Annotated in this window: 12 protein-coding genes; 7 read left to right on the forward strand and 5 right to left on the reverse strand. The window is 31.9% G+C overall.

Annotation, left to right across the window (positions count from 1 at the left end; translation table 11 throughout):
* Positions 1-57 precede the first annotated feature (57 nt).
* A complete protein-coding gene (locus tag NR218_RS01300; RefSeq protein WP_017174984.1) occupies positions 58-2,154 on the forward strand; it encodes a cation:proton antiporter in 2,097 nt (698 codons plus the stop codon).
* 53 nt (positions 2,155-2,207) lie between these two features.
* Here the strand turns inward: NR218_RS01300 and NR218_RS01305 are convergent, their stop codons facing one another.
* Positions 2,208-4,034, reverse strand: coding sequence for an APC family permease (locus NR218_RS01305; protein WP_265883209.1), 1,827 nt, complete (start codon positions 4,032-4,034; stop codon positions 2,208-2,210).
* 272 nt (positions 4,035-4,306) lie between these two features.
* Here NR218_RS01305 and NR218_RS01310 point away from each other — a divergent pair, with 272 nt between their 5' ends.
* Positions 4,307-5,800, forward strand: a complete 1,494-nt coding sequence (locus NR218_RS01310; protein ID WP_049414010.1) for a serine hydrolase domain-containing protein — start codon at positions 4,307-4,309, stop codon at positions 5,798-5,800.
* A gap of 97 nt (positions 5,801-5,897) precedes the next feature.
* The gene (gene yidC, locus NR218_RS01315) at positions 5,898-6,740 is read left to right on the forward strand and encodes a membrane protein insertase YidC (protein WP_017174987.1); all 843 of its coding nucleotides are present in this window, start codon (positions 5,898-5,900) and stop codon (positions 6,738-6,740) included.
* Positions 6,741-6,796: 56 nt separating this feature from the next.
* Here the strand turns inward: yidC and NR218_RS01320 are convergent, their stop codons facing one another.
* The 3 genes from NR218_RS01320 to NR218_RS01330 form a co-directional block, all read right to left on the reverse strand.
* Complete coding sequence (locus NR218_RS01320; protein WP_017174988.1) at positions 6,797-7,270, reverse strand: DUF1440 domain-containing protein; 474 nt, start codon at positions 7,268-7,270, stop codon at positions 6,797-6,799.
* A gap of 100 nt (positions 7,271-7,370) precedes the next feature.
* The gene (locus tag NR218_RS01325) at positions 7,371-8,303 is read right to left on the reverse strand and encodes a 2-dehydropantoate 2-reductase (protein ID WP_049382403.1); all 933 of its coding nucleotides are present in this window, start codon (positions 8,301-8,303) and stop codon (positions 7,371-7,373) included.
* A gap of 256 nt (positions 8,304-8,559) precedes the next feature.
* Positions 8,560-9,960: an MFS transporter gene (locus tag NR218_RS01330; protein WP_019834809.1), complete on the reverse strand. Its 1,401-nt coding sequence runs from the start codon at positions 9,958-9,960 to the stop codon at positions 8,560-8,562.
* A 264-nt stretch (positions 9,961-10,224) separates the two neighbouring features.
* Here NR218_RS01330 and NR218_RS01335 point away from each other — a divergent pair, with 264 nt between their 5' ends.
* The 4 genes from NR218_RS01335 (at position 10,225) to lrgB (ending at position 14,142) form a co-directional block, all read left to right on the forward strand.
* The gene (locus tag NR218_RS01335) at positions 10,225-11,979 is read left to right on the forward strand and encodes a sensor histidine kinase (RefSeq protein ID WP_019834808.1); all 1,755 of its coding nucleotides are present in this window, start codon (positions 10,225-10,227) and stop codon (positions 11,977-11,979) included.
* Positions 11,980-12,750 (forward strand): response regulator transcription factor LytR, encoded by a 771-nt coding sequence (locus NR218_RS01340; protein ID WP_002448373.1) that lies wholly within the window; start codon positions 11,980-11,982, stop codon positions 12,748-12,750.
* Between the two features lie 235 nt (positions 12,751-12,985).
* Positions 12,986-13,441, forward strand: a complete 456-nt coding sequence (gene lrgA / locus NR218_RS01345; RefSeq protein WP_019834807.1) for an antiholin-like murein hydrolase modulator LrgA — start codon at positions 12,986-12,988, stop codon at positions 13,439-13,441.
* The gene (lrgB, locus tag NR218_RS01350; protein WP_002448343.1) at positions 13,441-14,142 is read left to right on the forward strand and encodes an antiholin-like protein LrgB; all 702 of its coding nucleotides are present in this window, start codon (positions 13,441-13,443) and stop codon (positions 14,140-14,142) included. Before lrgA ends, lrgB begins: the two co-directional genes overlap by 1 nt.
* A 63-nt stretch (positions 14,143-14,205) precedes the next feature.
* On the opposite strand, the gene NR218_RS01355 is transcribed toward lrgB, so the two are convergent.
* Positions 14,206-14,883, reverse strand: a complete 678-nt coding sequence (locus NR218_RS01355) for an ABC transporter permease (protein WP_002448417.1) — start codon at positions 14,881-14,883, stop codon at positions 14,206-14,208.
* Positions 14,884-14,885: the final 2 nt, after the last annotated feature.

A 14,885-nucleotide genomic window follows, 5' to 3' on the forward strand; every position in this document is an offset into this window, starting at 1 on the left:
TTTTTTTAATCATGGTAAAATATTAAGTATTTAAAAAAGAAAGGAGTCACAATACATATGGAATTGTTAGAAGCTTTTTTATTATTTATACTTGCCGTTATCATTAGTTCTATTATTTATCATCGCTTCCCCAACATTCCAACAGCTTTCATTCAAATTGCCTTAGGTGTAGCGCTATTCATCTTACCCATTCCACTACATTTTAAATTTGAACCAGAAGTTTTTATGATGGCTGTCATTGCCCCACTCTTATTTGTGGAAGGGACACATGTTTCTAGAGAAAAGCTTTTAGAATACCGAAAACCTGTCGTGCTTATGGCCATGGGATTAGTATTTACAACTGTGATTGGGGTTGGCTTTTTCATTCATTGGATTTGGCCTAATTTACCGATGCCAGCTGCTTTTGCTATTGCAGCTATTTTATGTCCGACAGATGCAGTTGCTGTATCAGCCATTACTAAAGGTAAAGTATTACCCAAGGGGTCTATGGCAATTTTAGAAGGAGAGTCTCTATTAAATGATGCTGCAGGTATTATTTCTTTTAAAATTGCAGTCACTGCTCTGGTAACAGGTAGTTTTTCAGCTATGAATGCAATTGGTCAGTTTTTACTCTCAACATTTCTTGGTATTTTAGTAGGTGCAATAATTGGTGCTTTAGTCGTCAGTTTACGTGTTTACCTCACGTCTAATAAAGGTTTAAAAGATAGTAATACATTGACTTTCATCCAATTGCTTACTCCTTTTGTCATTTATTTTATTGCAGAAGAAGTCCATGCTTCTGGGATTATTGCAGTTGTGGTAGCTGGGTTAATTCATGGTTTAGAACGAGATCGTCTCATTCGTGCCCAAACTGAATTACAAATGAACTACAATCAAATTTGGAATACATTAAGTTATGCATTAAATGGCTTTGTCTTCGTCGTTTTAGGATATATTGTGCCAGAAGTTATTTTAGAAATTGTACGTAATGAACCACAAAATTTAGTTTTTCTAATTGTGGTGGCATTCCTCATAGCATTTGCCATCTATATCTTTAGATTTATTTGGGTCTATGTTTGGTTCAAAGATTTTTACTATCCAAAAAATGTTGAAGCATATCTCGATGAAGAAGAAGAAACACAACCACCAAAACGGAGTCGTTATGCATTTATTATGACCTTGTGTGGCATTCATGGAACGATTTCATTGTCAATGGCGTTAACATTACCATTCATTATTAACGGCAATCAAAACTTTGATCATAGAAATGATTTACTCTTTATTGCTTCAATGATGGTACTTATCAGTTTAATTTTTGCACAAATGATCCTTCCATTCATTACGCCATCCGAACAACAATCACACTTCAAAGGTATGAGTTATCAATCAGCTAAAATTTTCATGATTCAACATGTTATTCGCACATTAAAAGAAAAAGCAGATACACACAAAGATATTGATTATCGACCTATTCTGAATCAATATTTTAATGAATTATCATTTTTAATCGACATGGAAAGTGATGATAAAAATACGAAAGAATTACATCGATTAAGAGACATTGCAGAAGATGTTGAAACTGAGACGCTTCAACAGTTAATTAAACAGGAGCGTATTACTAAAAAAGATTTAAGTGATTATCGCAAAGTAATGGAATTGACACAATCATTTAGAGAAATGTCTTTTATTGAGAAATTGAATCGTTTTAGTAAGTTAATCATACTTAGATTTAAAGCGCGAAAAGATTCACGTAAAAGTGTGAATCAATCATCATTTGAACAACAACGCTATACTGACAGAAAAGAATTAAGACATAACTTTAAAAAAGTACAACACATCATACGTATTGTTAATCGTCAGGTGACTTTAAGACTTCAAGAAGAACAAAATAGCACAAATGTTCTCGAAGTCAGTTTAATTATCAACCAATATTATGCATTATCACGTAAGTTAAGACAACATCATAATCGAAAACGTCAAAGTGAGGAAAATAAATTCATGTATGAATTAAATACTCAACAACAATATGATGCCAAATTAGATGCATTGTATACTCAACGTCAAATTTTAGATGAATTGATTTCTAGAAATAAAGTTACAAATGAAATTGCCGCACAATTACGTGAAAATATTAACTATAATGAAATTGTACTTGCCAAGGAATTAAATCATTAATATATAGAAAGAACTCAAGAGACCTGTATCTCTCGAGTTCTTTTTATTTTCTTCTACTTTTGTAATTTATAAGGAACCGTCGCTAAAATAACATTTTTTTGATAGAATAAATGCATTTTTAATCGCAAACTCGTTTGATTGTGTAAAAAGTTATGCCATGGTTTTTTAGGAATAAATTCAGTGACAACCACTGTGATGACATAGTTTTGATCATTCGCTTTTTTATTAATTTTATCGATAAATCGAGAAATCGGACGAATGACACTGCGATATTCTGAGTGTAACGTCACTAGTCTAATATCTGGATATTGTTTATTCCATTTTTCAATAAATAAATTATCAGTTTGATCTCCGAAAGATACATGTACAGCAATCACATCATCTGCAATCATATGTGCATAATAAATAGATTTATTTAATGCTGTAGTGATCGTATTAACGGGTACAATCGCTAGATTTTTATCGACCACTGGCATATCTTGAACAATTTTAGTTGTGCTAAGTTGCTCAGCAATATCCTTGTAATGTCTATTAATACGCGTAAATATATATACAACAATCGGTAAAAAAATTAAGATTGGCCATACTTGGTTAAATTTCGTAATTAAGAAAATCATAAATACGATAAAAGTAATAGTACCCCCTATAGCATTTGCAATAAGTTTAGTAGACCATCCTTTTTCACGACCACGAATCCATTTTAAAACCATTCCATATTGAGCTAGTGTAAATGGAATAAACACACCTACTGCATATAAAGGAATAAGATTTTCAGTTTTACCATGGAAAAAGATAATAAGCAACATTGCACAAATGCCTAATGTAATAATTGAATTTGAATAACCCAAACGGTCTCCTCTTACGTTAAACATACGTGGCATATATTTATCTTTTGACATACTTGCAGCTAACATTGGAAAAGCTGTGAATCCAGTATTAGCTGCAAGGACAAGAATCATGACAGTCGTTACTTGTACAAAATAATATCCTACATTATGCCCTAAAATATTCATTGCAAGTTGAGATAATACAGTTGTTTCAGTCTGTGGCATAATACCATACCAATATGCTAATCCCACAATACCTACAAGTAAGAAAGCTAATATCATTCCCATAGTAATTAACGTTTTAACTGCATTTTTAGATCCAGGATCTTTAAAGTTTGTTACTGCATTCGAAATGGCTTCTACACCTGTTAGAGATGATGCACCTGAAGAAAATGCTTTAAGTAATAAAAATAATGTGACACCTGGCACTGCAGTTCCTACTGTCGCCTGCATATGAGGTTCTGTTTGTCCGGTTGCCACTTGCCATGTTCCAATAACAATCATGACTATTAATCCAATTATAAATAAATAAACTGGATAAGAGAGCACAGTTGCTGACTCTGTTAAACCACGTAAATTCATTATTAGAATAAATAGTACCAATAAACATGCAATGAATACTTTATAGTGATATAAAGCTGGAAATGCTGCAACAAAAGCATCCGCACCTGATGAAATGCTTACTGCGACGGTTAAAATATAGTCTACTAATAAAGAGCCACCTGCAAGCAATCCCCATTTTTCTCCTAAATTTGTTTTAGAAACCATATACGCTCCTCCGCCTTTAGGATAAGCATATATAATTTGACGATATGATAGAATCAATGCTGCAAGTAGCACTAAAACAGCAGCCGCAATAGGTAATGTATACCAAGATGCAATAGCTCCAACCACAGATAAAGTAATTAAAATTTGTTCTGGACCATATGCTACTGAAGATAATGCGTCAGAAGATAAAATTGCTAAAGCCTTAAAGTTACTTATTTTTTCATTTTTTAAGTCTCTATTTTTTTTTGGCTTACCAATAATAAGTCTTTTAAATTGAGTGAACATAATCCATCCTTACCTCTTTTTATATTCATTTTTAATGGATAAAATATACTCCCATTTAGTGAAAAAGTATACATTTCCGCGGAAATAATTTAGTATAAATTACATTTTAAGTAACTTTTTACAATTATATTTTTAGAGTATATCTTTTTTTACTAGTTATAAAGAGGTATCAACAGTATTTAATATTTGTATAGAGCGGTTTAAGTTTAAACTTGCTATACTATTTTTAGAGGTTTAATTTTAAGGAGTATTAAGTAAGGAAGTAAGGGAAAATGAGAAAAAATTTTATCATGCTTGGGATGATTTTATTAGTAGGAATCATTATTCTTTCCATAGCTATTAAATTAAAACCTAGTTATTCAATGTTTAGTCCATCGTCACAAAGTTATATCGATAACATGATTGTTAATAAAATGAAAGACGATCATATTCCAGGAATGTCCATTCTTATTGTAAAAAATAATAAGACGATTCTTAATAAAGGCTATGGTTTTTCAAATATTAAAAAGAAATCCAAAGTCACACCAAATACGCGTTTTGAAATTGCTTCAAATACCAAAGCATTTACGGGTTATGCAATAATGCAACTTGTTGAGGCACATAAAATCAATCTCAATGATAAAGTCAGTCATTATATTCCAGGTTTCTATATGAAATATAATCATAAAAAAGTAGATATCACAGTAGATCAATTGATTGCTCAAACAAGTGGTATTTCAGGAGACATCACAAATGATGACAAAATCACAAAAGACACAAACAGTCTAGAAGGCCTTGTTCATAGTATCAAAGGACGTAACTTAGATGCTAAACCTGGCAAGCAATTTGAATATTCCAATATGAATTATGATATTTTAGGTTTGATTGTTCAAAAGGCTTCACATCAATCATATGCGACTTACTTAAACACACATCTTTTCACTCCATTACATATGACACAATCAACTGTAAAGGAAAGTAATATGAAAAAGAACAATGATGCTCAAGGGTATGTAATCAAAAAAGGAAAAGCTTATGCTGATAGTCCTGAATTTAATTTAGGAGATAATCCAGCTGCCTATATGATGACTAACACGAAAGATTTAGCCTCTTGGTTGAAGTTTCAACTTAATCCGCCAAAAAAGGTAGCATCATTAGTTCAACTAACACATCAACCTAAAGTTAAAGCAATAGATAATTCTCAAGACGTTCACTATGCAACAGGTTGGTTTATTGATGATAATCATTCAGAAACAATTGTATATCATCCTGGCACACTTGAAAACTATTCTTCATATATTATTTTAAATCCAAAAAAAGATTATGGCATTGTAGTCCTTGCTAATAGCTATTCAAAAAATGTAGCCGAACTTGCACAGCATCTCAATACACAAATGAGTAATGGTCAACATATTAAAACGTTACAATATCTTATTAATCAGTGGAATATCCTATTTATCATCATCACTATTATTTTGCTAATAGCTGTAGCAAGTGTTTTTCTAATAATCTATCGTTTAATTTTTAAATTTAAGTCTATTCATTTTAAAACGATGTCTCGTGGATTACTCATCAAAATAAGTATGATGCTGTTAACTTTTACACTTATTTTAGCGATTCTCCACTTACTTCCAACACTCTTATTATCAAATTCTGATTGGCGTTTTATGATGTCATGGTTACCATTACAAGCGAAAATAACATTATTTAGCTTCGTCTTATTACTGACAAGTCTATGGAGTTATTTTATCCTAAACATCATAACGCGATCCAAACGACCAATATAATCTATTAAAACATGTATTTCTTCTTTTCTTCATTATTATGTTAAGCTTATATCACTAAGACTAAGATTATTAAAGACCAGTGTATAGGAGTTTAAATATGAAAAAGAAATGGTTCTTATTACCGATGGCCTTAATAATGCTTGCAGGTTGTGACTATTCTCATAAAGAAGAACAACACGGCCTATTTTATACTATATTTGTAAAACCGATGGATGCTTTACTTCATTTCTTAGGACATACATTCAATGAAAACTATGGTTTAGCTATTATCGTCATTGTATTTATATTGCGTTTAATACTGATGCCACTCATGTGTATTCAAGTAAAAAATATTCATGTTATTCGTGGCAAAACAGATGTCGTAAAACCAGAAATTAATAAAATCCAAGAAAAAATTAAAGAAGCTCAATCGCCTGAAGAACGACGTGCAGCAAATAAATTATTAATGAAAAAATATAATGAGTATGGAATCAATCCTTTTAAAAATTTAATTGGCACATTTCCAATTTTAATTCAAATTCCAATTCTTCTCGGATTATACACATCAATTAAATATCCAACAAGTGGTGGTATTACTCAGCATCCTCATTTTTTATGGTTTAATTTAATGCATACTGACATAATCATGACCATCATTGCAGCTGTGATGTATTTTATACAACCTCTTGTCAACTCAATTCATTATCCTAAAAATGAACGTCGATCTTATTATGTCATGATGGTCTTATCCCCTTTATTTATTACTTATGCATCATTACATTCAGCATCAGCGTTAAGTGTATATTGGGCTATAAGTGCAACGTTTTTAATTATTCAAATGCATTTTGCTCATAGCCATTATGCGAAAGTGGGTAAAATTGAGGGAGAAAAATTAAGACAACGCATAGAAACAAAGCGTCAAACTACTTCAGAAACATCCTCAAGCACTTCTAACCATTGATAAGATCAATTATATCAAAAAGGAAGCGCGTGACTATCACGCGCTTCCTTTTTTATTTATCGATGACTATTTCGTATTAAATCAATCGTATTCATCCAAACAATATGACCTAATAATTCTGAAATGCGTTCTTCTTTAGGTAAATCTTTAACTTGTGGTGTTAGATTTAATTTAGGCAGTATATATTCATGAAAAGCAATATGAATCAAAATACCGAAGAATGTACCTCTTAATGTCGCCACTTTTGGACACTTTTCAGCAAGTAATCCATATACCATAGCATTTGCAATTGAAAAGCCATAATGAATACCCATGACAGTTATAGGTATATCGTTCTCGTTATAACGGTACGTAGCATGTTTAACATTGTCAGGTAAATTCAATTTATGCAGTAATGTCATTGGTGGTGGTTCTTCTTCACGTTGTGGCGTTCTAGGAGGGATGAGTGCTTCCCATCCCATTTTAACTGCACCACTTAATAATCCGCCAATAACGCCCGTCATGATAACTCTTTTCGTTGATTGTTTCATTAATTTCACAACTCCTTATCTCACTATATATTATATTTACCCTTAATGATTACAAATTAAAAAGTGAGTTAATCACTTTTAACTCACTTTTGCATTCTATTTACTTAGCTTGACGTTGCTCTTCTTTGGCATGTACCATATTCGCTACAAATTGATTAATTGGCGCATCGATATGATGTTCTGAACCTAAGCGAGCCACTGCTCCGTTAATATAATCAATTTCAGTACGTCGATTATTATTAATCAAATCTTGATACATTGATGGGAAATGTGGACCTACTTTATCATTTAAATCGATAAGATAGTGATAGACTTCATCTGCATTTAAGTGTACACCATCAACAGTAGCAACTTCTACTATCTCTTTAGTAATGTCATATACAAGTTTTCTTGCATATTCACTTTCATTTAATGTTGATAAACGACATTCTAAAATGGTACATAGCGCATTTGCTGTCCCATTTACACAAATCTTCTTCCAAATAGATTGTTGCAAGTCTTCACTTTTATGTGGATTAAGTTTTGCTTGTTCTAATAGATTATATATCACTTCAACATTATTCTGTCCCTCTGGCACAAGAGAACCTATCTCTACTGGACCACTACCCATTAAATGAGTATGTCCAGGTGATTCTAAGCCGGCCGTCCACGTAGTTACACCACGAACAATACGTGATTTATCTACATAATTTACAATACGTTCTTCATGTTTTAGACCATTCATTGTACAAACCATAATTGTTGTATCATGAATATGTGGCTGAATATGTGTTAGCATGCTCTCAAGTTGCATAGCTTTTGTAAATAAAAATACAATATCAAATTGAAGATCACTTGGTATTTCTGTATCTTGATACATAGGAATATTTAAATGATAGTCTTCTCCATTTATATCAATATGTAAACCTTCATGTTTTACAGCTGTTGCTTGTGGCTCCCAACCATCAATGAGTGTCACATCATTACCTTGGCGATATAACATTGCACCGAAACCACTTCCCAACGCTCCTGAACCAGCAATTGCTATTTTCATAATATTCGACTCCTTCTTTTAATATTATTTTTAAAATACTACTTTAATAAAGTATCGTCAATAATATAAACAGAATATTCTAAATAATTTGATAAATTTAGAACTTTTTTTATTTTTCAATAATTGACGTAGAAGTCATTATCCCCCTGTATAAGGACTCATTATTATGTTTACATTTATTCTTTTATTCAATATAAAAAATCTGAGGTACTCTATTCGCACCTCAGATTTAAATTTTATTAATATCCAGTTTTAATTAAGCACGTTTAGCTTTATTTGGAATTAAGAAGAAAATGACAAAGAAAGCAGTTAAAACGATGATGGCATTAAAGAGTACGCCCGCTAAACCACCAAGTTCTAAATTCATTTTCGCTGCACAAACACCATAAATCGTACTTGATAAAGCTACACCAAATGCATTTCCTAGTGATGAAGCCATTTTATACAATCCAGAGGCAACACCCACTTTATCATCTGGCGCTTGATCAACTGCTGTATCTGTAGATGGTGTGGCATACATACCAAGCCCAATACCAAATAGTAGGTAACCAATAATACTTGAAATAATATAAAACAAATTAGGTAAGAAGGTTAGTGATAAAAGTAGTAACCCTAAAAATGTAAATCCACTACCTATAAGCAATGGCTTTTTAGCACCTAATTTTTGTAATAGTTTTTCACCTACACGAATCATTACAAGCACTGCTACTAAATAAGTGATAGAGATTAAACCTGCTTGTAATGAAGTGAAACCTAAATGACTTTGGTAATATGTATTTACTACGATAAGCGTACCACCTGCTACTCCATTTAGCATGAAGTTTGAAAGTGTAGCACCACTATATCCTTTATTCTTAAATAAACTAAAATCAACAAGTGGGTTCTCAGTTTTAAATTCACGAAGAACAAAGAATATACCAGCAATTAAAAATATTACAAATAACGATAGAATGACAGGTGATAATAATCCACGATCAGAAGCTTGTGTTACCATCACATTGACACTTAATAATGTAATAACTAATAAAATCAAACCTATAAAATCAAATTTTGAACCGCTATTGTCTGTATCCGTATCTGGTTCATTTTTTGTTTCTGGCGTGTGTTTAATTAAGAAAAATGAAAGTATTGACAAAGCAATAGAAATAATAAAAATCCATTGCCATCCTATTGTTGAAGCGATAAATCCACCGAACAATGAACATATTCCACTTCCGCCCCATGAGCCAATAGACCAAAAACTTAATGCACGTTGTCTTTCTTTTCCTATGTAATATTCATTAATTATCGCAAGAGTTGATGGCATAATGAATGCACCTGATAAACCTTGCAAAGCACGTCCAATCAGTAATAACCATGGAACTGGTGTAATAATCAATAATAATGAACCAATGATATTTAAGCCTAGTCCCAAATAAGTCATTTTGACGCGACCAAATTTATCAGCAACATCTCCAGCACCTACAATAAACAAACCAGAAAATAAGGCAGATAAACTCACTGCAATATTAATAGTACCCAAATCGGTATTAAATGATGATTGTAGTGTGGGCACAATATTAAGTAACGATTGCGCAAACAACCAAAATGTTAATACACTAATAATAATTCCAACGAGTAACCGATTATCTCCCTTAAATTCTTTTGAAGACTCCATTATAAAAAAATTCCTCCTACTTTGCCCAAAAACTATATAATTTTAAACTACATTAAAATTTTATCATAGCTTACTATAATGGGATATAAAAATCTTTTTTTCTTTTTAAATATTATTTTCCAAAATAAATTATCATTTATTATAAATTAAGTGCTAAGTATTTATAATTAAACATTTTAAACTATCAACTTTAAATTTTCCATACTATAATAAAAAGTGTAGTAAAAATTTTGAATTTTATTAATATACTTAATAGGTGCAAAAATGTTTAATTTATTTATTTTATTACTTGAACGTGTAGGCTTAATTATTATTATTGCTTACATTTTAATGAATATTAATCACTTCAAGACGATTATGAGTGCACGTGAAAAATTACGTGCTCAAATAGAACTCACCATCTTATTTTCATTATTCGCAATTATTTCTAACTTTACTGGAATTGAAATTGAGCATGGCAAAATTATTTCTAGTAATATTTACTATCATCTAAATAATGAAACGTCACTTGCGAATACACGGGTATTAACGATTGGAATGTCTGGTTTAATTGGTGGTCCTTTTGTAGCGATTATCGTTGGTATTATCTCGGGCTTATCACGAATCCTCATTGGTGGCGCAAATGCTTATATTTACCTATTTTCATCAGTCATCATTGCATTAATTTCTGGATTTTATGGATATCGCACCATGAGACATAATCGCTATCCAACTGTTTTAATAGGTGCCATGATTGGATTAATAAACGAAAGTATTCAGATGGCTTGTATTTTAATTTTTGCTGACGATGTTTCTAATGCTTGGGCATTGGTAAAATTTATTGCTTTACCGATGATATTAATTAATAGTATTGGAACTGCGTTATTTTTATCTATTATTCTGTCTACTTTAAAACAAGAAGAGCAAACACGTGCAATTCAAACTCATGACGTCCTTGAATTAGCAAACAAAACACTACCTTATTTTCGTTCAGGATTAAATGAAAAATCTGCTCGTCCTGTAGCTGAAATTATACTGAGACTAATGAAAGTATCTGCTGTGGCAATTACCAATAAAACCGATATTTTAACACACGTAGGTGCGGGTAGCGATCATCATGTCGCTAAAAAAGAAATTATTACTAATTTATCTAAAGAAGTCATACGCACAGGTCAATTAAAAGAAGCCAATTCAAAAGAGGACATTGGATGTAATAATCCGAATTGTCCGCTTCGAGAAGCTATCGTTGTACCCTTAATGACGCATGGAAATGTCGCAGGTACCTTAAAATTTTATTTTACAGACTATAGTCATATTACAACATCAACTAAACAACTTGCTCGAGGTTTAGCAGATATTTTTTCAAGCCAATTAGAACTGGGACTTGCCGAAACGCAAAGTAAATTATTACGGGATGCTGAAATTAAGTCTCTACAAGCTCAAGTTAATCCACACTTTTTCTTTAATGCGATTAATACCATTTCAGCACTTGTACGTATTGACAGTGAAAAAGCACGCAAGTTACTTTTACAATTGAGTCAATTTTTCAGATCAAACTTACAAGGTGCGCGTAATAGTACGATTACTTTAGAAAAAGAATTACAACAAGTCAAAGCATATTTATCATTAGAACAAGCACGTTTTCCAGATCGATTTACAATTAAATATCATATTGATGATGCCTATAAACAAGTGTTAATTCCACCATTTATCATTCAAATTTTGGTGGAAAATGCAATTAAACACGCATTCAAACATCGTCGAAAAGATAACATCGTTTGTGTAGACGTTCAATACAAAGAAGCCTCATTAAAAATATCAGTTAGTGATAATGGACATGGTATAGCGCCTGAAAAATTACCCTCACTTGGACAAATCAGTGTGGCTTCAGAAACTGGAACTGGCAGTGCATTAGAAAACTTAAATCGCCGTCTCACTGGTTTATATGGTTCTAATGCAAAGTTACACTTTGATACATCTAATCATGGAACAACAGTATCCTGTATGATTCCATACCATTTAATAAAGGAGGAACGTTAAATGAGGACACTTATTGTTGACGATGAGCCATTAGCACGTAATGAATTACATTACTTATTAAATGAAATATCTAGTTTCGAAATAATCGATGAAGCTGAAAATATTGAAGAAACTCTAGAAAAACTACTCTGTCATACCTATGATTTAGTGTTTTTAGATATTAATTTAATGGATGAAAATGGGATTGATTTAGCTCATAAAATTCGAAAAATGAAACACCCCCCTTATATCATTTTTGCTACGGCACATGATACGTTTGCAGTAAAGGCATTTGAATTAGATGCAGTTGATTATATATTAAAACCTTTTGAATTAGAACGGATTGAACAAGCAGTTCAAAAAGTAAAACGATTATTAAACGCTAAACAACAGGTTCAAACATTGTCTGACCCTATTCACTCTCCACAATCACAAACGAGTACTTCTTCTTATAATAATAATCAAAGTGTACTTCCTATCGAAGTGGATGAACGTATTTATGTCATTAATTTAGACGATATTGTTGCGATTTCTGTGAACAACGGAATTTCGACTATTACGACTTTAAAAAAAACATATGAAACGACAGAACCACTCAATTATTATGAGAAGAAATTACCTAAGCAATTGTTTATAAAAATTCATAGAGCTACAATTATTAATAAGCAGTATATCGAAAGTGTCGAACACTGGTTTAATTATACGTATCAAGTGACAATGACAACGAATGTTAAATTTCAAGTTAGTCGTTCATTTATGAAATCATTCAAACAAGAAATTGGTCTTGTTTAATATCTATTCTAAGTTAGCTTTTAACCTAACGCTTCATATGATCAAGTGTTAGATTAAAAGCTTTTTTAATGACCTCATAGCTTATTTGTTGTTCTATAAACACTTTCTGATTTTCAACTGGGAAATACTGCAACTCACCTATTAATTTTCGTAACTCACTTCTAAATTCAACTCAAGAAAGCGTTTTCATTTTATACTACCATCAAGAGAAAAGAAAAAGAGGGAGAGTATCAATATGGCGAAAAACAATTCAACTACCGCTAATACTCAGAGAGATAAGAAAGCAGGTAAAACTTACAATTTCTTTATCCAAGTATTAACTATTGTTGCTGTATTATTTGTTTCAAAAATTATTGAATCATTTATTCCGTTTCCAATGCCTGCATCGGTAATCGGACTCGTATTATTATTTATTTTATTAAGTGTAGGAGTCGTAAAATTACGTCAAGTAGAGGGTGTGGGGACCGCTCTAACAAATAATATCGGCTTCTTATTCGTACCAGCCGGTGTATCAGTTATTAATTCGTTACCACTTTTAAGTCAACATCCAATTTTAATTATTCTATTAATTATTATTTCAACATTATTATTATTAGTCAGTGTGGGCTATGTATCACAATTATTTGTAACAAAAACATTATTCCCTACTGAAGAACAAAATGAAAAAACACAACTTAAGGAGGAAAACTAATGGCTGATCACTTAGGTATTACAACACCTTATTTTGGTATTTTAGTCTCATTAATTCCATATATTATTGCACAATATTTCTATAAAAAAACAAATGGCTTTTTCCTACTGGCACCTTTATTTGTAGCGATGGTGGCAGGAATTGTCTTTTTAAAAGTAACAGGTATTAGTTATGATAACTATAAAATTGGTGGAGATATTATCAACTTCTTCTTAGAAGCTGCAACAATTAGTTTCGCGATTCCACTTTATAAAAAACGTCAAGTACTTAGAAAGTATTGGTTACAAATTTTTGGTGGTATTGCTGTGGGTACACTAGTAGCTTTAATCTTAATCTATTTAGTTGCAACATTATTCCACTTAGGTGATCAAATTAGTGCGTCTATGTTACCTCAAGCTGCAACAACTGCGATTGCCTTACCAGTATCTGACGGTATCGGTGGTGTAAAAGAATTAACATCATTAGCAGTTATCCTTAACGCTGTCGTTATTTCAGCATTAGGTGGAAAAATTGTAAAAATGTTTAAAATTTCAAATCCAATTGCACGTGGTTTAGCTCTTGGTACAAGTGGACACACACTTGGTGTTGCCGCTGCTAAAGAACTAGGAGAAACAGAAGAATCAATGGGAAGTATTGCAGTAGTAATTGTAGGTGTGATTATTGTTGTAATCGTACCACCACTTGCTTCACTATTATTCTAATAAAAAAAGCGTTGCTGACGAACTAAGTAACAACTTAGTCATCGTCTAAGCAACGCTTTTAATTTATCTTAAACTTTGTACTTGTTTACTAGAACGATGTGTGGGATCTAATTTTTTCTCTAATAAACGTAGACCAATATCAATTAAAATCGCAATTAATGCAATTGGAATCGCACCTGCAAGAATAAAGACTGTACCATCAGTAGAATTCGTTCCACGAATAATAATGTCTCCTAGCGTCGGTGCACCAATAAATGAACCAATAGCAACAATTCCTATTGCTACAACAAGTGCAATACGAATACCACCGATGATTACAGATAGCGATAGTGGAAGCTCAATCATACGCATAACTTGGTTATTGGTCATTCCCATACCTTTACCTGCGTCTTTAATATTGTAGTCAACTTCTGTAATACCTGTGTAGGTGTTTTTTATGATCGGTAGCAAGGCATATAAAAATACTGCAAATACAACTGTTGATGGACCGAGTCCTAACGCCAACATAAGTATGGCAAGCATTGCAATAGCTGGCACAGTTTGAATAATATTAGCAATAGTAATCACTGGCCATGCTATTTTTGAATAACGCGCAATTAAAATACCAATTGGAATGCCAATAATACAGGCAAACAATACTCCATATATAGACATTAATAAATGTTTAAAAAAGAGTTCCATTAGATAGCCAAAATTCAAAGTGTAATATTCATAAAGCGAACTTAACACATTCCCTTTCACTG

Source organism: Staphylococcus sp. SUC_1.2, from assembly GCF_026222585.1.